18 protein-coding genes are annotated in these 19,444 nt (G+C 62.0%); 9 read left to right on the forward strand and 9 right to left on the reverse strand.

What is annotated here, in order from left to right; all coding sequences use genetic code 11:
* Positions 1 to 8: 8 nt before the first annotated feature.
* From J1G35_RS22865 to J1G35_RS22875, 3 genes are read left to right on the forward strand one after another with little or no spacing between them, the layout of a single operon-like run.
* Positions 9 to 662, forward strand: coding sequence for a YjbF family lipoprotein (locus tag J1G35_RS22865; protein ID WP_347709467.1), 654 nt, complete (start codon positions 9 to 11; stop codon positions 660 to 662).
* Entirely contained in the window at positions 659 to 1,426 is a 768-nt protein-coding gene (locus J1G35_RS22870; RefSeq protein WP_223016081.1) for a capsule biosynthesis GfcC family protein, read from the forward strand. Before J1G35_RS22865 ends, J1G35_RS22870 begins: the two co-directional genes overlap by 4 nt.
* Positions 1,423 to 3,498 (forward strand): YjbH domain-containing protein, encoded by a 2,076-nt coding sequence (locus J1G35_RS22875; RefSeq protein WP_223016082.1) that lies wholly within the window; start codon positions 1,423 to 1,425, stop codon positions 3,496 to 3,498. The genes J1G35_RS22870 and J1G35_RS22875 overlap by 4 nt, the downstream gene beginning before the upstream one ends.
* Before the next feature lie 192 nt (positions 3,499 to 3,690).
* Here the strand turns inward: J1G35_RS22875 and J1G35_RS22880 are convergent, their stop codons facing one another.
* The 5 genes from J1G35_RS22880 to J1G35_RS22900 all read right to left on the reverse strand — a co-directional run bounded on the left by J1G35_RS22880 (position 3,691) and on the right by J1G35_RS22900 (position 8,608).
* Positions 3,691 to 5,082: an undecaprenyl-phosphate glucose phosphotransferase gene (locus J1G35_RS22880; RefSeq protein ID WP_053128223.1), complete on the reverse strand. Its 1,392-nt coding sequence runs from the start codon at positions 5,080 to 5,082 to the stop codon at positions 3,691 to 3,693.
* A 238-nt stretch (positions 5,083 to 5,320) separates the two neighbouring features.
* On the reverse strand, positions 5,321 to 5,968 hold the full coding sequence (locus J1G35_RS22885) for a winged helix-turn-helix domain-containing protein (RefSeq protein WP_223016083.1): 648 nt from the start codon (positions 5,966 to 5,968) through the stop codon (positions 5,321 to 5,323).
* 31 nt (positions 5,969 to 5,999) lie between these two features.
* On the reverse strand, positions 6,000 to 6,701 hold the full coding sequence (locus tag J1G35_RS22890) for a hypothetical protein (protein WP_053128227.1): 702 nt from the start codon (positions 6,699 to 6,701) through the stop codon (positions 6,000 to 6,002).
* Positions 6,694 to 7,422, reverse strand: coding sequence for a winged helix-turn-helix domain-containing protein (locus J1G35_RS22895; RefSeq protein ID WP_223016084.1), 729 nt, complete (start codon positions 7,420 to 7,422; stop codon positions 6,694 to 6,696). The genes J1G35_RS22890 and J1G35_RS22895 overlap by 8 nt, the downstream gene beginning before the upstream one ends.
* Positions 7,423 to 7,744: 322 nt before the next feature.
* A complete protein-coding gene (locus tag J1G35_RS22900) occupies positions 7,745 to 8,608 on the reverse strand; it encodes a LysR family transcriptional regulator (RefSeq protein WP_223016085.1) in 864 nt (287 codons plus the stop codon).
* A 101-nt stretch (positions 8,609 to 8,709) separates the two neighbouring features.
* Between J1G35_RS22900 and J1G35_RS22905 the strand changes: the two genes are divergently transcribed.
* Positions 8,710 to 9,714, forward strand: coding sequence for a quinone oxidoreductase (locus J1G35_RS22905; RefSeq protein ID WP_223016086.1), 1,005 nt, complete (start codon positions 8,710 to 8,712; stop codon positions 9,712 to 9,714).
* 61 nt (positions 9,715 to 9,775) lie between these two features.
* On the opposite strand, the gene J1G35_RS22910 is transcribed toward J1G35_RS22905, so the two are convergent.
* Positions 9,776 to 10,162: a hypothetical protein gene (locus J1G35_RS22910; RefSeq protein ID WP_223016087.1), complete on the reverse strand. Its 387-nt coding sequence runs from the start codon at positions 10,160 to 10,162 to the stop codon at positions 9,776 to 9,778.
* A gap of 145 nt (positions 10,163 to 10,307) precedes the next feature.
* Positions 10,308 to 11,030 carry a pirin family protein gene (locus J1G35_RS22915; RefSeq protein ID WP_223016088.1) on the reverse strand — a complete coding sequence of 241 codons (723 nt, stop codon included), beginning with the start codon at positions 11,028 to 11,030 and terminating at the stop codon, positions 10,308 to 10,310.
* Positions 11,031 to 11,212: 182 nt separating this feature from the next.
* Here J1G35_RS22915 and J1G35_RS22920 point away from each other — a divergent pair, with 182 nt between their 5' ends.
* On the forward strand, positions 11,213 to 12,163 hold the full coding sequence (locus J1G35_RS22920; RefSeq protein WP_053128237.1) for a GlxA family transcriptional regulator: 951 nt from the start codon (positions 11,213 to 11,215) through the stop codon (positions 12,161 to 12,163).
* A 95-nt stretch (positions 12,164 to 12,258) separates the two neighbouring features.
* Positions 12,259 to 13,782, forward strand: a complete 1,524-nt coding sequence (locus tag J1G35_RS22925; protein WP_223016089.1) for a winged helix-turn-helix domain-containing protein — start codon at positions 12,259 to 12,261, stop codon at positions 13,780 to 13,782.
* Here the strand turns inward: J1G35_RS22925 and J1G35_RS22930 are convergent.
* Together J1G35_RS22930 and J1G35_RS22935 are read right to left on the reverse strand one after the other, a co-directional pair.
* Positions 13,729 to 16,491 (reverse strand): winged helix-turn-helix domain-containing protein, encoded by a 2,763-nt coding sequence (locus tag J1G35_RS22930; RefSeq protein WP_223016090.1) that lies wholly within the window; start codon positions 16,489 to 16,491, stop codon positions 13,729 to 13,731. The genes J1G35_RS22925 and J1G35_RS22930 overlap by 54 nt on opposite strands.
* A 57-nt stretch (positions 16,492 to 16,548) precedes the next feature.
* On the reverse strand, positions 16,549 to 16,947 hold the full coding sequence (locus J1G35_RS22935) for an AraC family transcriptional regulator (protein ID WP_053128244.1): 399 nt from the start codon (positions 16,945 to 16,947) through the stop codon (positions 16,549 to 16,551).
* A gap of 204 nt (positions 16,948 to 17,151) precedes the next feature.
* On the opposite strand from J1G35_RS22935, the gene J1G35_RS22940 reads away from it, so the two are divergent.
* From J1G35_RS22940 to imuA, 3 genes are all read left to right on the forward strand, one after another.
* Positions 17,152 to 18,060 carry a LysR family transcriptional regulator gene (locus J1G35_RS22940; protein ID WP_053128246.1) on the forward strand — a complete coding sequence of 303 codons (909 nt, stop codon included), beginning with the start codon at positions 17,152 to 17,154 and terminating at the stop codon, positions 18,058 to 18,060.
* A gap of 146 nt (positions 18,061 to 18,206) precedes the next feature.
* Positions 18,207 to 18,824 carry a transcriptional repressor LexA gene (lexA, locus tag J1G35_RS22945; RefSeq protein ID WP_223016091.1) on the forward strand — a complete coding sequence of 206 codons (618 nt, stop codon included), beginning with the start codon at positions 18,207 to 18,209 and terminating at the stop codon, positions 18,822 to 18,824.
* Positions 18,824 to 19,438 carry a translesion DNA synthesis-associated protein ImuA gene (imuA, locus tag J1G35_RS22950; RefSeq protein ID WP_223016092.1) on the forward strand — a complete coding sequence of 205 codons (615 nt, stop codon included), beginning with the start codon at positions 18,824 to 18,826 and terminating at the stop codon, positions 19,436 to 19,438. Before lexA ends, imuA begins: the two co-directional genes overlap by 1 nt.
* Positions 19,439 to 19,444: the final 6 nt, after the last annotated feature.

The following is a 19,444-nucleotide window of genomic DNA, read 5'->3' on the forward strand; positions in this document are numbered from 1 at the left end:
GTACCTGCGTGAACAGTCTGAAAATCGGTACGTACGCAGGGTTGGCGTGGCTGTTGGCGGGCTGCAATCCGCTGATGCAGGCCTCGCTGGATACCTTCAAGGCTGCCGTGGGCGGGCCGGCGCCGCTGGTGTTGAGCCAGGCCCAGGTGGATGCGGTGCCGTTCCCGCAGATCAAGGTCACCACGGTGTCCGGCGAAGGGGTCATGGCGCTGATCCGCCAGCGTGATGACCTGCAGTTCTGGGTGGCGTCCGGCAAGCAGGTGCTGCTGCTGCGCGACGGTCTGGTGGTGCGTACGGTGGGCCTGGGCACTGACCTGGATGGCACGCGCTGGCAGGGCCGGTCGCCGTTCCAGCAGGGGCTGCACCGGGTGCCGGATGGTTATCGCAGCACGCGCCAGATCGACCTGGTGGACGGCTATCGCCTGGGCGTTACGGTCAACAGCCGCATGACGCGTCAGGGCCTGGAGACCGTCGAGATTCTCGACAAACCCTACGCCTTGCTGCGGGTGGACGAAGACATCGAGGCCGCCGGCTTTCAGGCGCGTAACCGGTACTGGGTCGACCCCTCCGACGGTTTTATCGTGCAGAGCGAGCAGCACCTGACGCCCGACCTGACCCTGACCATCACCCAACTGCAACCGACCCGCAAGGACGCCCCATGATGGTTCGAAGACTCGGTGCACTGCTGCTGTTGTACGGTTGCGCCAGTGTGTCTCAGGCCGCGATGACAGTCAGCGGCGAGGTGCGCCATCCGGGGTCGATCCCCCTGGCGCCCGAAGCTCGCTTGCTGGATGTCATCACCGCGTCGCAACCGGATGCCCAGGGCTATTGGCTCGGTGCGGCCTGGCTGCGCCAACCCTTGCTGGCGCAGCAGGCACGGCTCAAGGCCGGTGTGCTGTTTGACCTGCACACCCTGCAGCAGGCGGCGTTGGCGGCCGGGCATGAAGGTCGCGCGCAGGTTGCGGCGCAGTTGTATCAGCAGGTGCAGGCCTTGCCGGTGACCGGCCGCCAACGGGCGATGCTGGACCCGGTGGCCGTGGAAGTCGGCTTTGCGCCGAACCTGCGGGTCAGTGAGGGCGACCGCCTGGTCTATCCGCCGAGACCCCACAGCGTGCGCGTCGTGGGGGCCGTCGCCGTGGCCTGCACGTTGGCATTCCAGCCGATGCAGCGGCCCCTCGATTACCTCCACGCCTGTCCGGCCCTGGCGGAAGCGGACCGCGATTACCTGTGGCTGATCCAGCCCGATGGCCACGTCACGCGCCTGGGCATTGCCCCATGGAACCGCGAAGACGGCATGCCGCCCGCACCGGGCAGCACGTTGCTGGTGCCGATCCGCAATGACGACCTGGACCCGCCCACCCCTGAGCTCAATCAGCAACTGGCCGAGTTTCTTGCCACCCAACCCCTGGCCGAGGTCACGCCTTGAAATTATGTATTGCGGCCGTGCTGCTGGTGCCCTGTGGCGTCGCACATGGCGATCCCCGTTACACCCAAAGCGATTTTGGCGGCGTCGGGCTGCTGCAAACCCCCACCGCACGCATGGCGCCCGCCGGCGAGCTCAGCGTGAATGCCAACCGCACCGAACCCTACAGCCGCTACAGCTTTTCGGCGCAACCCCTGGACTGGCTGGAAGGTACCTTTCGCTACACCGCGATCACCAACCGCCCCTACGGTGCCGAGTCGTTCAGCGGCGGCCAGAGCTATAAGGACAAGGCCGTCGACGCCAAAGTGCGCCTGTATCAGGAAAGCCACTGGCTGCCCGAGGTGGCGCTGGGATTCATGGACCTGGGTGGCACCGGGTTGTTTTCCAGCGAGTACCTGGTGGCCAACAAGCGTTACGGTGATGTGGATTTCAGTGCCGGCATCGCCTGGGGGTACCTGGGCAGTCGCGGTGATTTCGACAATCCGTTGGGCGCCTTGGATGATCGTTTCAACGAGCGACCCACCGCCGAAGGGTCCGGCAGTTTTTCCAACGGCTACTTTCGCGGCCGACCCGCGTTGTTTGGGGGGATCGCCTATCAGACACCCTGGGCGCCGCTGAGCCTCAAGCTGGAATACGAAGGCAACGACTATCAGAACGAGCCCCGCGACAACAACCAGCGCCAGGACTCGCCCATCAACCTGGGCCTGGTCTACAAGCTGGCCGACGCGATCGATGTGAGTGCCGCCTGGGAACGTGGCAACACCGCCATGTTCGGTATTACCCTGCACACCAATTTCGTCAGCCGCAAAGCCCCGGTAAAAACCTACGACCCACCGGCACCCAAGTTGCCTGCCAAGGCACCGACCACGCCGATGGACCAGGTGGATTGGGCTGCCGTCTCTCAGCGCCTGCACGACAATGCCGGCTACAACGTACAGCGCATTACCCAGCGCGGGCCCGAGTTGTTGGTGTACGGGGAACAGCAGCGCTATTTCTACAGTGCCAAGGCGGTGGGCCGCGCCAGTCGGATTCTGGATAACAGCGTGAATGACCAGATCGATTGGTTCACCCTGGTGAGCGAGCGTTATGCGCTGCCGATCGAAGAAACCAGCGTGCCGCGCGAGACCTTTCGCGAGGTGGTCAACCAGCGTGAAGACCTGCAGGACCTGCATCGCCAGGTCGAGGTCAATCGCGCCAGCAACCGCAGCCAGACAGTGCTGTATACCCAGCCACCGAAACCCTTCACCTATGGTGTGGGGCTGGGCTACAAGCAGAACGTCGGCGGGCCGGATGGCTTGCTCTACCAGGTCTCCGCCGACCTCGACGCCGAGTACCGATTCACTCGCAATACCTGGTGGAGCGGCCTGCTCAGCGTCAACCTGCTGAATAATTACGACGGCTTTACCTACGATGCCCCCAGTGGTCTGCCACGGGTGCGGACCGACCTGCGCCGCTACATGACCACGTCCGATGTGACCCTGCCGACCTTCCAGCTCAACCATGCGGTGCAGTTGGACCAGGACCTCTACGGGATGGTCTACGGTGGCTTGCTGGAATCGATGTATGCCGGTGTCGGCAGTGAAGTGCTGTACCGCCCGATGGGCCAACGCTGGGCATTGGGTGCCGACCTGAACTACGTGCGTCAGCGTGGTTTCGAGCAGGATTTCAGCTTGCGCGATTACCGCACCGTCACCGGACATATCACCGGCTATACCGATCTGCCGTTCAACATTCAGGGCGCCTTGAGTGTGGGCCGCTACCTGGCCAGGGACTGGGGCGCGACCCTGGACCTGTCGCGGGAATTCAACAATGGCGTGCGGATTGGCGCGTGGATCACCCGTACCACCGTGTCCAGTGAACAGTACGGTGAGGGCAGCTTCGACAAAGGCCTGTACCTGTCCATTCCGTTCGATGAGTTGATGAGCCTGTCGACGATGCGTCGCGCCAACCTGGTATGGGCACCGCTGACCCGCGATGGCGGCGCACGCTTGAACCGCGCCTACTCACTGCATTCGATGACCGATGGGCGCGACAGTGAGTTGTTCTATAAGAACATCGGCAAGATCACCGAATAGATCCCACTATCTCTTCGACGTAGCGCTGTCGCGCAGCAAACGGGAACCTCTGTGGCGAGCGGGCTTGTCCCGCGTTGGGGTGCGAAGCGCCCCTGACGAAGGCGAATGCGGTGTATCAGGCACTCCTCTGGGCCTGGTTTTGGGGCTGCCGCGCAGCCCCTCCCACATTTGAACTGTATTGATTGCCGGCTATCAGTAGATGTCCTTGGACAGCAGCGTAAACGGCGTCTTCAACAGGATCTTGATGTCCAGCCACAGCGACCAGGTGTTGATGTAGCGCAGGTCGATGTCGACGCGCTGTTGCATCTTCTCCAGGGTCTCGGTCTCGCCCCGGCAGCCATTGACCTGGGCCAGGCCGGTGATACCGGGTTTGATCCGGTGGCGGGCCATGTAGGCGCGGATTTTCCCCGAGTAGTAGTCGTTGTGCGCAATCGCATGGGGGCGCGGGCCGACCAGTGCCATGTGGCCTTGCAGCACGTTGAACAACTGCGGCAATTCATCGATGGACGTTCGCCGGATAAACCGGCCCACCGGGGTAATGCGCGAATCGTTGCGACTGGCCTGGCGTACCTCATGGTCGTCATGCACGCGCATGGAGCGGAATTTCCACACCTTGATCACCTCACCGTTCCAGCCGTGGCGGTCTTGCTTGAAGATCACCGGGCCAGGGGAGGTGAGCTTGATCAGCACCGCGAACAGCAACAGCAGTGGGCTCAGCACGATGATCGCCAGCAGCGCCAGGCTCTTGTCCAGCAGCGATTTGCTCAGTGCCGCAGTGGGACGGCTGGTCAGCGGGCTTTCATTGAGGAAGATCGCTGGCAGCCCATCCACCTCGGCCACGCAATGGTTGAGCAGCAGCATGTTATTGAGGTCGGGCACCCAGATCACATCCACGCTGATCTCCAGCAGGTTGAGGTACAACGCCTCAATGTGGGTGGCTTCCTGCAATGAATGGGTGATGTAGAGCCGGCGGATGCCGTGTTGGCGGATCAATTGGGGTAATTGCGGCAGCTCGCCGAGTATCTGCGCTTGCGCAGCCTCTGCGGCCTCGGCACGGCTGCCGACCAGGCCCACCAGGGGCGAGCGTTTTTGCCGCGAGAGGGTTCTGGCCAGGTCCACGGCAAGCTTGCCAGTGCCTACGATCAACGACTTGTGGCGCTCGTGAAGTTGGCGATGGTAATACCGGGACAGGCTGTGCAGCGGTATATAACACAGTGCCAATAACGGGTAACTGACGGCCGCCCAGAGTAATAAGGTTTCCAGCGGAAACAGGGCGCTGGCATTACACGCTATGCCCACGGCAAATAATATAGCCATGGTTAACAGCCAGCCCATGAATAAACGTCCAAGGCCCACGGCATAGTCATCTTTCTTGCTGTAGACGTCGCACAATGTATACGCCGGGAGAGAGGCTAATATCGTAAAGGCGGCCAAGACGCGGTAGTAATACTCCAGTTGGCCGGTCTTTAGGATAACCAACGTAAATAACAGTGCAACCACCAAGCCCGATGCAAGTGTCCATTGTCCCCAGAACGTTAAACCCCTGGGGGTCAGGTTTCGATGCAGTCTAGTGTTAGTAAGCATAGTTCTGCTCCCGGTGATGACCGCGCACGTGGTGGCAGGCGTTAAGGGGTTAGCTGTTATAAACGACAGGCACGCGCAGGCGCGTACCCATTGATAGTAATGAACGGCAGGGGGCAGTGGCTGACGAGTTATAACAAGGTCAGGAGCGTGCTAGCGAAGGGGGTGTTATAAAAGGGCAGGTAGAAGAGTTTGTTAATAGGCAGGGTGAATTAAAAAGTCTGGGTTGTTTTTATTTTTGTTAACGGCGTGGCTGACTAAGCTCTAGCGGCTTTTTAATTTTTTGCGTCAGGCAATAACCACGGTTTCTTACTGCACGAAACAGACGTTCACCGTCGTTGACCCGTTTGAATTTTTCCTGCAGGCGACTCAGGCACATTTCCAGTCCGCGGTATAAATCAGGTTCACGCCCTATATTACGGATCAACTCTTCTTTGCTGACCACACGCTCTTCATGGTGCAGCATCTTTTTAATCAATGCCGATTCAATGGTGGTCAATGAGATGCGCAGGCCACCTTTGACCAGTGTTCGGTCATGTTGGGTGAGCAGCCAGAAATCCTGTGGATGCGGTGGCGTTCGTTCAGCGCTTATATCCTGGGTGCGTGTGTGGTTATTCGGCGCGCTGTCAGGGTCCTTGGCGGTTGGCATTCTAGATTCTTGCCACTTGGCGTTAAACGGTTGTGAGGGCAAGTTGAGGGTGTGGGTAATGATGTAGGCATTAAAGCGCGGGGTGATCTGTGGTTGAGAAAACGCCGGGTTTGTATCGGCGGGGTCCGTTTTGGCCGCCGCGTTTACATCGTAATGGAAGAACTCTGCGTTGGGCGTGAAGTCCTGCAGTGCGATAGATGCAAGTGTCGGAGCGAAGGCGTGTTTCTTGAAGGAGCTCATAAGGTCCACCCATATCAGGAAGATGCAGTTGTTAGAGGCAGTCAGCGGGGGAGTAATAACCGCCCTGAAAGTATTCGAACGGTAAGTTTTTAGCCAGCATTGCGCTGTCGGCAAATTCGACCTGATCGGCGATAAAGCACACTTTGCTCACACTGATCAGCTCCAGCATGCGGTCATAGAGCCGGTCGAACAGGTCCGAACGGGTATTAAGGCTGAGCCGCAGGGCAGAATCCGGAAACGGCATTTTTATGTAGTCGTAGAGCTCAAGGTCGATCAGCAGGTCTGCCGGCTTTGTATCGAGTCTGTAATTGTTGTAGGCCAATGTGATGCTGTGGTCTTTCAACTTATACAACTGGCGCACCATCGCCCGGCGTTCTACCGGACCGGGCAGGGCGTCCAGTGGGTTGTCGAGACTCAGGGTGAAGGGGTGTTTGTGGTATTCCAATGCCCGCGCGGCTTGAATGATCGCCCTGAGAATATCGTCGTTCATCAAGGCTGATTGCCCGATGCGCAGAAGCGTATGACTCTTCGCCGGGTGGAGTGCATTAAGCGTTTTGCGCGGTGGGTGGATATGGCGCAAGGCCTCAGTGCAGGCACTTTCAAGTTGTTCGAGATTAACGCCCCCCGCCACGCTGATTTCACTGCCCCACCAGGCATGACCGCGATCAACGATGGCTTGCCTGATGATCTTGAAGTGAGGGGGCTGTAAAGAGGGCGTTTTTTCGCTATTCACGGTTCGGCCCCTCCTGAGCAGGGTGGAAATGGCTGGCGCAAATAAGACCCCGGCTGAGTTTGTAACCATAACCGCGAATATTCTGGATGATGTTTTCACCGTAGTGCGCCTTGATTTTACTGCGCAAACGGCTGATGGATTTTTCCAGTGCGCGGGAGTCGTAGTACTTGGTATTAAGTCCCATGACACTGGCGATCTCATTATGACTGAGCAGTCGGTTCTGAATAAGCGCTTCCAGTACTTTCATTTCGACGAAGGAAATTTCCAACTTCTTGCCGTCGCCATACAGGCACATGCGGTCCTGGTCGAGTATCAGGTCGCACTGATTGAAACGAGCACTTTCGCTGAGGAACGCATCAAACAGGTGCAACTTTTTTTCCGGGGAAGTTTCGATCACCTTGATGCAGTAATCGGCGCCGGCCAGGTAGTATTTTGTTTTGCTCAGGGTGGAGGCAAAGGTGACGACGACGAATATCGTGCAGTCGGGATTTTCAGTTCGCGCCTTTCTTATTATGTCCAGGCTTAGATTGCTGGCGGAGGGTGTATCAATTTCCAGGATGATGGCACGGTAATGCATGTGACTTTCCTGGGTGTCAATTAGTTGCCCGTAGCAACGTGTATCGACTTTTAAATTATTCGCTACAGTGCGAACTAAAAGCGCCCGAAAGTCCTCCGATTTCGATTGAGTCCGTGCAATAGCGAGGACGTTGGAAAAATGCATCACCTACTCCCTTTTCCGGCATGCAAGGCCGTCAGTTCAATCGCTGCTAGCGTTTAGATACTAATCGAATTGATTAGGCTAAAACGTGACAAATTTTAACATTCGCCACTTGGCTTTTACGAGCGCAGCCGGGTAATAGGGGGATAGTGCACGGGGGGGTGTACGGACTTAGACATATGCTAGTGCAAACTCTTAATGTGCGATAAGTATTTTAGTTCCAACGATTTTTTTTCACCGGCGCAGGTTTAAGCATTGCCTGCTCAGGCCGGAAAAACGCCGGCAGGGCGACCCCAAGGTTGGCGGACACCGCCTCGGCTCGACGTCAACGACGTAGCTGCACCTCGGCCTCGATGCACGCCACCAAAAACTCCATGACCACCTTCACGGACGGCGAGCGGCGCATGTCGGGGTACACCGTAAGCCAAATATCACGTAAAGGGCCTTCGACCGCCGTGGGCAGCCTGACCAGCAACGGGTCGTGATCGCCCACCACGGTCGGCAAGACCACCGCGCCCACCTGGGCCCTGGCCGCCATTTGCTGGGTGGCCAGGTCGCTTGCGGCAAACGCGATCTCACGGCTGCCGCGCAGTTGGTGCATCCAGGCTTGCTGGGGCAGGTGATCGCGGCTGCTGTCGTAGGCGATGAAAGTCCACTGCGCAGCCGGCAATTGCAGGAATGTTGGCGGGCCATATAGCCCGAAACGCACCACGCCGACCTTCCTGCGCACCAGGGCTTCCTCATCGGGACGCACCGTGCGCAGGGCAATATCCGCTTCACCTTTGTCCAGCGCAGCCAGTTCGGTCGACGGCATCAGCACCAGGTTCAACTGCGGGTATCGGCTGCGCAGGCGCGCTATATGGGGCGCGATGCAATAGTGGGCGATGGACGGCGGGCAACTGACCCGCACCGTGCCGGCCATTTCGATGGACGCGACCCGCGACAGGCGCATCACCTGCGTCGCCATTTCGTCCATGCCCGCCGCCAACTCCGCCAATGCCAGGCCTTGCGCGGTGAGTGGGCGGCTGCGCGGCAGGCGGTCCACCAGCTTGACGCCGAGGGCTTTTTCCAGGGCATCGACGCGGCGTCCGACGGTGGCGTGCTCCACCTGCAACTCGCGGGCGGCCGCCGACAACGACTGGCTACGCGCCAACACCGTGAAGTAATACAGATCCTGCCAATCGAACATCGGGTTATTTCCGCACAGAGGCTGGGAGGGTTTGGGGAATTTTCCTACTGAGGGTGTCCTTTTACCATGGCCGCTTCCCAGTGCACACGGAGTTGTCCCCGATGAAAGCCATTACCTTGCAAACCTACGGCGGCCCTGAAGTCGCCCAATTGCGCCATGACGTCCCAAAACCCCAGCTGTTGGCCGGGCATGTGCTGGTCAAGGTGGCGTGCGCCGGGATCAACTTCATGGATATCCATACCCGCCAGGGCAAATATGCGCAGTCGTCGACCTATCCGGTGCGTGTGCCCTGCACCTTGGGTATGGAGGGCGCCGGCGTCGTGGTGGGAGTCGGCGCAGGCGTCAGCCATTTGGCCGTAGGCGATCGGGTGGCGTGGTGCATCGCCTGGGGCGCCTTCGCCGAGTACGCCCTGGTGCCCGCAGCCAGGGTGGCGCAGATTCCCGGTGCCATCGCCTTCGATCAGGCTGCTGCGGCGATGTTTCAAGGCTGTACCGCCCACTACTTGATCGAGGATGTCGCCAGGTTGCAGACCGGCAACACCTGCCTGGTCCACGCTGCGTGCGGCAGCATCGGCCAGTTGTTGGTGCAGATGGCCCGGCGCTCAGGCGCCACGGTGTTCGCCACCGGCAGCACCGCTGAACGCTGTGCCATTGCCCACGAACGCGGTGCTCACCAGGCCTGGGTCTATGACGGCGGCCGATTTGCCGAGCGGGTGTTGGAGGCCACGGGCGGGCAGGGGGTGGATGTGGTCTTCGATTCGCTCGGCAAAAGCACCCTGCGTGACAGCTTCCGCGCCTGCCGCACGCGCGGCCTGATCGTGAACTATGGCAATGTCTCGGGTTCGCTGACCGACCTCGACCCGATGGAACTGGGGGAGGCGGGCTCGCTGTTTTTGACGCGTCCTCGGCTGGCCGACCATATGGCTGACGGCGCGACCGTACAACGGCGCGCCAACGCGGTGTTTGCGGCGATGCTTGAAGGCACGTTGACCGTGGCTATCGAAGGGCATTACACGTTGGAAACGCTGCAGCAGGTGCATGAGCGCATCGAAGCGCGGCAACAGATCGGCAAGGCCGTGGTGTGGGTAGATCGCGACCTGCATTAATCGAAGGCGAAAAAAAACCGGCTGATCAGGCCGGTTTGGGGTGCCCTTTAAGCAGGGCAGGTTATGCGTGGTTGTCCAGCAGGCGATCAGCACCGCCTTCGACCAGACCGCGTTGCTGCAAGCGGTCAGCACCGCCTTCGGCCAGGCCACGTTCCTGCAAGCGATCAGCGCCACCTTCGGCAACGCGGTTGCCTTGCAGGCGGTCGGCACCATCTTCGGCAACGCGGTTGCCTTGCAGGCGGTCAGCGCCACCTTCAACAATACCGCGTTGCTGCAAGCGATCAGCACCACCTTCGGCAACACGCCGTTCCAGCAGGCGATCCGAGCCACCTTCGGCAACACGACTTTCGATCAGGCGATCCGCGCCGCCTTCAGCAACAACAGGGTGGGCAAATGCGTTTGCAGCGAGTACCGAGAAAGCGAGGCTAAGCAAGATTTGGCGTTTCATGATGGTGTGCTCCGAGTGTTTTAGTTGGGTGTTGCTTGGTATGGGTTTGATGTTACGCGTTGTATTTTTTAAGAGAACTTCATTGCGCTGATGGTGACTATCGATGCCAGCGATGGCCCGTTTGAAAGGGCCATCGCCGCGCCGGTCACGGCATCTGTGGCCGTTCCTGGGGGCGCAGGTCGAACACCAGCACCTCGGCATCCTGGCCCTGGCTCAGGCGAATCTGCCGCTCATCGCGCACTCGGGCACCGTCGCCTTCCTGCAAGCGCTGGCCGTTGATGTCGACGCTGCCCCGAGCCACATGGATGTACACGTGGCGATCCGGCGGCAGGTCGAGGGTCGCGGCTTCGTCGCCGTTGAACAGCCCGGCGTACACCCTGGCGTCCTGGCGCACGGTCAGGGAGCCGTCGGTGCCGTCCGGCGAGATGATCAGTTGCAGGCGCCCTTGTTTCTGCGCCGCGCTGAAGTGCTCCTGTTGATAGCGCGGCTCGGCACCGGCCACGGCGGGTACGATCCAGATTTGCAGGAAGTGCACGCCCAGGTGTTGGCTGTGGTTGAACTCGCTGTGGGCCACGCCGCTGCCGGCGCTCATCAGTTGCACATCGCCGGGGCGGATCACCGAACCGGTGCCCAGGGTGTCCTTGTGTTCCAGGGCGCCTTCAAGCACATAGGAGAAAATCTCCATGTCGCGGTGCGGGTGCTGGCCGAAGCCTTTGCCGGCCGCGACGCGGTCGTCGTTGATCACCAGCAGGTCGGAAAAACCCTGTTCATCGGGGTTCCAATAGTTGGCGAACGAGAAAGTGTGGAACGACTTCAACCAACCGTGATTGGCGGCGCCGCGTTCGGAAGCTTTGCGAAGGGTCAGCATGGTGGTGTCCTCAAGTGAGCGCGGGCTGCGAGATGCAGAGCGCTTGCGTTGAGAAGAAGGTTACTGGTAACTGAAATATTCATTAAGAAGCTGAAATCTGAATAACTGTCTCCCTCAGATTGACAGTTAAAGGCATGCCATAATGCCTGCCGCTTTCTTTCCCCTCGATGGATGCTTCCTGTATGAAAACCGTGGCCATGGCGCTGTTCCCGGACTTCCTCCTGCTGGACATGGCCGGGCCGCTCGAAGTGTTTTCCATTGCCAACCGCTACCTGCCGGCGGCGGAGCATTACCAGATTCTCACCCTGGGTACCGAACCCGGTCCGTTGCGCGCTTCCAATGGGGTGCTGGTCCAGACTGACCTGCTGCTGGACCAGGCCCAGGCGGCTTATGACCTGCTGCTGGTGCCCGGCGGCCCGGGTGCCTATAACGAATGCCACCCGGCGCTGCTGCCCTGGCTCAAGGCGGCGGCGCCACGGGCGCGACGCTTCGGTTCGATCTGCACCGGAGCCTTTGTGCTGGGCCACGCCGGGCTGCTCGACGAGCGCCGCGTGACCACCCACTGGCACTACACCGAGCGGCTGATCAAGGCCTTCCCCAAGGCCATCGTCGAGACAGATCGCATCTACCTGCAGGACGGGCGCTTGATTACCTCGGGTGGGGTCACCGCCGGTATCGACCTGGCGTTGTCGATCGTTGCCCAGGACCATGGCAAGCAGGTGGCGGTGGATGTGGCCAAGGTGCTGCTGGTGGTGATGAAGCGCCAGGGCGGCCAGGCCCAGTTCAGTCCGATGACCGCGTCCGTGGCACCCCAGGAAACCGCGATCACCCGCGTGCAGAACCATGTGCTCGCCCATCTGGACCAGCCCTTCAGCATCGAGTCCATGGCCGAGCTGGCGGGCATGAGTGCACGCCACTTTGCCCGGTTGTTCGCCAAGGATGTGCAGATGACGCCCATGGCCTTCCTGCAAGGCGCGCGCATCGACCGCGCCCGGCAACTGCTGGAAACCACCGACCTGCCGCTCAAGACCGTGGCGTTCCACGCAGGCTTCGGCAGCGTGCGGCATATGCGCTTTCTATTCAGTGAAAAACTCGGCCTGAACCCTACCCAATACCGACAGCAGTTCAGTTAACGACAGGATGTCCGTCTCGCGCACCCGATTGTCCGTCGTGCTCCCCGTGCCAGCATTGTCCTGTCACGGGTAGCTGGCAAGATAGCGTCGAGCCCATGGAAAAGGATGCGCGGAAGCCCAAGACCGGGTGTTCCAGCGCGATTGCAGACATGAATATCCCTCTGGCGATTGACGCGGATAGCACGGTGCGTTTCGGTGACTATGTCTTTCACCGGCAGCAGCGACTGGTGAGCAAGGCGGGTTGGCCGGTGTCGCTGGGCGGGCGGGCGTTGGATATCCTGGCGGTACTGTTGGAGTCGCCAGGGCAATTTATCAGCAAGGCCACCCTGATCGAGCGGGTCTGGCCGTGCAGTGTGGTGGAAGAGAACAACCTGCGGGTGCACATCGCCGCACTGCGCCGTGCCCTCGACGGGCAACGCCTTATCCTCAATGACCCCCAGCGCGGTTACTGTTTTGTTGCACCTGTGGAGGTTGCGGCCGCCACGGTGCTGCCCCGGCATAACCTCGCCACCCGACTCAGCCCGGTGATCGGTCGCGATGAGCTGCTGGGCGTACTGGTGCGGCGGGTGTCCGGCAAGCACCTGATAACCCTCACCGGTTGCGCCGGCGTGGGCAAGAGCACCCTGGCCCTGGCGCTGGCCGAGCGCGTGTTGCCGCGCTACCGCGACGGTGTGTGGTGGGTCGACCTGGCCACCCTGGAGACACCGCTGCTGATGCTGCGCCACCTGGCCACGGCCCTGCATCTGGAACCCAGCGGCAGTGTCACTGAGTTGTGCCGCCAACTGGTGTCCCGGCAATTGCTGCTGGTGCTCGACGGCGCCGACCTGCTGCTCGGTGCCTGTCGACATCTTTTGCGGGCGCTGCGCGAAAACGCGCCCCAGGTCAGCGTGCTGGTCAGCAGTCGCGAAGCGTTGCAGGCCCCAGGCGAATGGGTGCTGCGCGTGCCCCCACTGGCCGTGCCGGCGCCGTCGGCGGTGGGCAGTATTGAACAGGCGATGGCGTTCCCCGCCGTGCAACTGTTCGTCGCGCGGGCGTGTGCCGGTCAACAGGGCTTTGTATTGCGCCACCAGGACCTGGCGCCGTTGCGGGACATCTGCCGGCGCCTCGACGGTATTCCCCTGGCCCTTGAACTGGCGGCGGCCCAGGTGGACGCGTTGGGCGTACGCGGTTTACAGGCGCAGTTGCACAGTGGGTTGCAGGTACTGACCCGGGGCCGCCGCACGGCGGTGGAGCGCCACCAATCCCTGACCGCCGCCCTGGACTGGACATACCAGCGCCTGAGCCTGCCGGAGCGTTGGCTGTTCCTGCAATTGAGCTTATTCAAGATGGCCGTGACCTTGCCCACCCTGAGCAAGCTGGTGGCCGGCACCGAGCTGGAACACGCTGATTTGTCGTACCTGCTCGGGCGCCTGGTCGGCACCTCGCTGCTGGGCGTGGAACCCGGTCCGGGTTATCCACGCTATCGCCTGCTCAACAGCGTGCGCAGCTATGGCCTGGCACTCCTGCGCAACCCGCAGCAGGTGGCGCGTCTGCAGCAGGGCTATGGGCATTACCTGGGGACGTTTTCAGGCCGGCCGTTTGTCCTGCAGCTCGTCGAGCAGGCGGCGTACGCGGACTAGGTCGTGGGTGGCGAAGCCTTCGGTAAATCGCGCGTAGACCGAACCCAGCAGGTCGCGGGCGGCCTGCACACGACCCTGTTTTTGCCACAGCCGCGCCAAGGAGTCCGCACAGCGCAGCTCCCAGGCCAACGCGCCTTGCTGGTGTGCCAGGCCCAGGGCTTCGAGCAGCAGCGCCTCAGCCCCGTTGGCATCGGGCATGGCCTCGGCGCGCACGCGCAGGATTTCCGGGCTGCACCAGCCGGCGGCACCGCTCCGGGCGCGTTCGAACAAGGCCTCATCCACTGCACGGGCGTTGAAGGTCACCAGGATGTCTTCGACCAGCCCCAACCCCTGCCTATCGGCGATCTGCGCCGTGCCTTCGTAGCATTGCGCCCAGGTGTGGAACAACTGCACCGAATGTTTTTGCGCCTGCTGTAGCAGCAGGTCCAACTGGTCGCGGGCTGCGAGGCTGTCGCCGTTGTAATGGGCGATGACCACCCCCGCCAGGGCCAGGGTGTAGCAAATCGACGTGCCGTGGTTGATCTGCAACGCCAACTCCAGCGCCTGGCTTGCGGTGCGCCACGCACGTTCGGGAAAACCGCGCAGCCACAGGATGCGTGCGAGGATGGTCAACGAGGCCACGCTCTGGTCGTACTGCACGCCAAATCCGTGGGTAAATCGGTTGAGATGGCCGCTCTGGGCCATGCTCTGGATCACCTGTTCGGCATTCTGCTGCGCCAGCGTCTGGTGGCCGGCGAAGTGCTGCGCCAGCACCCTCAGGCGTTGGGCGCTGAGGGCCAGCAACGGCTCGGCCTGAGGCCCCAATCGGTCGAAATGCAGGCTTTGCTTCAAGGCCTCGTGGTAGTTGCCGCCGCACAGGCTGACCGCCATTTGTCCTGATACCGCACGCAGTTGGCCGACCAGGTTCTTGTCGGCTTCGGCCAGGCGCTGCGCACAGGCAAAGGCTTCGATGGTCTGCGGCGTGCCGCCCTGGGCGTGATAGGAAAAGCTGCCGAATGCCAACTGCAAGGCCATGTTCAAACGCTGGCTCGGCGCACTCGATTGCCCCAGCCGCGTCAGGGCCTTGCCCACGTACAGGCCGTGTTCGCGCAGCAGCGACAACTCCTGCCACAGCGGCGTGGCGCTGACAGTGAGACGAATGCCCAGCAGGTGGACGCCCTGGTCGCCCAGGCCCCAGTCGAGGGCGGCACGAATGTCTTCGCGCAGCGGGGCATAGCGGTCGATCCAGGCTTGGGTGGCGGTCTGCTCCCAATCGTCCTGCGCCTGGTTCATCAGCACCAGGCAGCGGTTGGCGTGGCGTTCACGGGTGGCGTCGAGTTCATTGGCGACGCTGAGTTTTTCCAGGGCATAGGTGCGGGTGATGTCCAGCAGGCGATAGACCACCTCGTCATCCCCGGCCTCCACATTGAGCAAGGATTTCGCCACCAGTTGGGTGATCGAACCCAGCACCTCGGCCGGCGCAACCTCTTGCCCGGCGATCACCGCCGCAGCACTGGCCAGGCTGAAACCACCCCGGAACACCGCGAGGCGACGCAGGCAGATTTGCTCGCAGCCGGTGAGCAGTTCGAAGCTCCAGTCCAGGGTGGCGCGCAGGGTTTGATGGCGGGGCAGGGCGCTGTGTCGGCCACGGGTGAGCAGGCGGAAGTTGTCTTCCATTTGCACCAGCAGGCCGGGCAGGCCGAAGCGTTCGATCTGCGCGGCCACCAACTCGATTGCCAGGGGAATGCCGTCCAGGCGTTGGCAGATGTCGATGGCCAGGGGCAGTTCGGCGTCGCTCAGTTCGAAGCTGTCCTGATGGGACATGGCCCGCTCGATCAGCAGTTGCAGGGCCGGATAGCCCAAGGCCTGGGCGCGGTTGCCGGTGGCGGGCGGGCAGGCCAGGGGCTCCAGGCGTTGCACCGACTCGCCCTCGGCGCGCAAGGCCTCGCGGCTGGTGGCGAGGATGTGCAATTTGGGCGCGTGGCGCAGCAGGGTCTCGCTGATCAGTGCGATGTCGTCCAGCAGGTGCTCGCAGTTGTCGATCACCAGCAGCAACTGGCGCTCCTGCAGGCGGCGTGCAAACACAGCCAGCGGCTCGTGCTCGGTGTGGGTGAGGTCGAGCAGCGCGGCGAGGTTGGGCAGGATCATCGACGGTGCGCTGAGAGGCGCCAGGTCCAGCAGGCGAATCCCGTCGGGGTAATGCCCGATCAACAATTCCGCCACGCGCAACGCGACGGTGGTCTTGCCGATGCCGCCGGCGCCGGTCAGGGTGATAAAGCGTTGCTCGGGCAGGTGCTGCACCAGACTGTCGATCAGGGCCTGGCGGCCGAGCATGCGCGTGCGTCGCAGCGGCAGGTTGTGGCTCGGGCGTTGGGGCGCGCCTTCGGTGGGTAGGCTCATCGGCTCGATGCTCAGTGGTGCCACAAAACTGTAGCCGCGCTGGGCCACCGTGACGATATAGCGCTGCCCGGCCTGGCCATCGCCCAGGGCCTTGCGCAGCGCTGCCATATGCACCCGCAGGTTGCCGTCTTCCACCACGCTTTTAGGCCAGACCCGGGCGATCAGTTCCTGCTTGCTCACCACATTGCCGGCCTGCTCCAGCAGGATCAGCAGGATATCCACTGCCCGCCGTCCCAAGCGCAACGGGCGACCGGCTTCCAGCACCAGACGTTGGTGCGGGTGAATACGGTAGGGGCCGAAATGCACGGCCTGGTCGCGTGGGTCACTCATGGGTGGCCATGTTCTGGGGAAAGTAGCGGCCAGCATATTCCAGGCGCATGCAGACCACTAGGCGGCGATCTCTTGAGGCTTGTGACGCAGTTGGTGATTTCGCCAGGTCATCGGGTTGACGCCCTCGCTGCGCGTGAACATATGGCAGAAATGCGCCTGGTCGCAAAACCCGCACTCCAGGCTGATTTGCGTGAGGCTCAAGGAGGATCCGGTGATCAGTTCCTTGGCCCGCTGGATGCGTTGCTGGCGTATCCATTCCTGGGGCGACAGCCCGGTGGTGCACTTGAACGCGCGGGAGAAATGGCTGCGCGACAGGGCGCAGGCTTGGGCCAGGTCGGCAATCGCCAGGCTTTCGCCGAGGTTGGCGAGGATCAATTGCTTGGCGATGCGCTCGCGCCGTGGGCATAGGCCGCCGGTAGCGGATAAGCGAGGAGAGTAGTACGCAGGTCGGGCCATGACGAATATCCGCAGTCGATGGGAGCGTTCCCGGTGAATGGATGCAGTGTAGACCGGCTCATTTTTGGCGCCGGACCGTCTGGCTGGCGAGTTAATCGTTGTTAATTTCGCCAGGTGCGGTCACGAAAAAGACAGCACAGGCGTGCAATCCAGACAGTGTTTTGCCTGCTTAGCTGGCAGCCTGCTAACCGTTTGGATACCGCCATGAACCGCAACGACCTGCGCCGCGTCGACATGAACCTGTTGGTGATTTTCGAAGCGCTGATGTTCGAGAAGAACCTGACTCGGGTTGCCGAAAAGCTCTTCATGGGCCAACCGGCGGTGAGTGCGGCCCTGGGGCGGCTGCGAGATTTGTTCGACGACCCGTTGCTGCTGCGCAATGGCCGGGGCATGGAGCCCACACCGCGCGCCGTGGCGATACTCAAGGAACTGCAACCGGCCATGGACACCATTTCAGGCGCGGTCAGCCGCGCCAAGGACTTCGACCCTTCCACCAGTTGTGCGGTGTTCCGCATCGGCCTGTCCGACGACGCCGAGTTCGGCCTGTTCCCGCCGTTGCTCAGCCAACTGCGCGAAGAAGCCCCCGGCATTATCGTGGTGGTACGCCGCGCCAACTACCTGCTGATGTCCACGTTACTGGCCAGTGGCGAGATCTCGGTGGGGGTGAGCTACACCACCGAACTGCCGGCGAATGCCAAGCGTAAGAAACTGCGGGATATTCCCTGCAAGGTACTGCGCGGTGATGACGGGTTGGCGCCGCTCACCCTGGATGAGTACTGCGAGCGGCCCCATGCGATGGTGTCGTTCTCCGGGGACTTGAGCGGCAACATCGACCTGGACCTGGCGCGTATCGGCCGTGCACGGCGGGTGGTGCTGGCGGTGCCGCAATTCAGTGGGCTGCGGGCGTTGCTGGCCGGTACGCAGATTATTGCGACGGTGCCGGATTATGCGGCATGTGCGTTGACCGAGGGCACGGCGCTACGGGCAGAGGACCCGCCGTTTGCGATTGATGCGGCGGAGTTGTCGATGGTGTGGAGCGGGGTGCATGACAATGACCCGGCGGAGCGGTGGTTGAGGGGCAGGATTGCGGAGCATATGGCGGGAGGTGGTTGAGCTTGGCGGCCTCTGGGCCGATCGGAGTTTGTGAGCCTGGTGTACTCGGTTCAATGTGGGAGGGGCAAGCTCCCTCCCACATTGAATCTGCATAACACCCAACCCCGACTACCGGTTCTTGTAAGAAATTTCCTATAAGAGTACAAATGTACTCCATGACAACCCTGACCCCCCGCCGCACCGCCATCCTGACCTTCATCCGCGACCGTATCGCGCAGCAAGGCCAACCCCCCAGCCTCGCCGAGATCGCCGAGGCGTTCGGCTTTGCGTCCCGCAGCGTCGCGCGTAAACACGTTGTGGCGCTGACCGAAGCCGGCTTCATCGAGGTCAACCCCAACCAGGCGCGTGGTATTCGTTTGCTCAACCAGCCCGTACGCCCGGAGTGGCTGGATGTCCCGGTGCTCGGCCGAGTGGCGGCTGGCCGGCCTATCGGCGCGGATGCCGAAGTGCACAGTCGCCTGCAACTTGATCCTGCCACTTTCGCGAAAACCCCGGATTACCTGTTGCGGGTGCAAGGCGATTCGATGATCGAAGACGGCATCCTTGACGGCGATCTGGTGGGCGTACGCCGCAGTGCCGAAGCCTTGAGCGGGCAGATTGTGGTGGCGCGCCTGGACGGCGAAGTCACCATCAAGCGTTTCGAACGCAGTGGCGACCGTGTGCGCCTGCTGCCGCGCAACCCCGCGTACGAACCTATCGTGGTAGGCCCCGACCAGGACCTGGCCATCGAAGGGGTGTTCTGCGGTCTGGTGAGGCAAGGCTGATGGGCGCCGTGGTTGCGCTGGATACGCTGTTCAATGGCGGCCGCGTCTGGAAAGGCCGGCCTGCCGCGCCCCCGGCCAGCGTGCACGCCACGGGGCTGGCGGCGCTGGATGCGGTGTTGCCCACGGGTGGCTGGCCGGAGTCGGCCTTGAGCGAAATCCTCATGGCCAAGGAAGGCATCGGCGAACTGCAACTGGTGCTGCCGACCCTGGCGCGGTTGTCGGCGGCGGGGGAGCGCATTGTGCTGGTGGCGCCGCCCTATACGCCGTATCCCCACGCCTGGCAGAACGCCGGGGTGGATTTGCGTCAGCTCTCGGTGATCCAGGCCGAGGACCGCGATGCGCTGTGGGCAGTGGAGCAGTGCCTGCGCTCCGGCAGTTGCGGCGCGGTGCTGTGCTGGCCGCGCAAGGCGGATGATCGGGCGTTGCGGCGCTTGCAAGTGGCGGCGGAAACCGGCCAGACCCTGGCGTTTGCCTGGCGATCCTTGAGTGAGGCGATCAACCCATCGCCTGCCGCCTTACGCTTGGCGGTTGAGGCAAAACCCGCGCAGGTACGGGTGCTCAAGTGCCGCGGTGGCTTGGCTCATCCGGCGCCGATTGCACTGGCGGGGCACTGAGGTTGC

It is taken from the genome of Pseudomonas sp. SH10-3B, from assembly GCF_019891415.1.
Lineage (GTDB): Bacteria > Pseudomonadota > Gammaproteobacteria > Pseudomonadales > Pseudomonadaceae > Aquipseudomonas.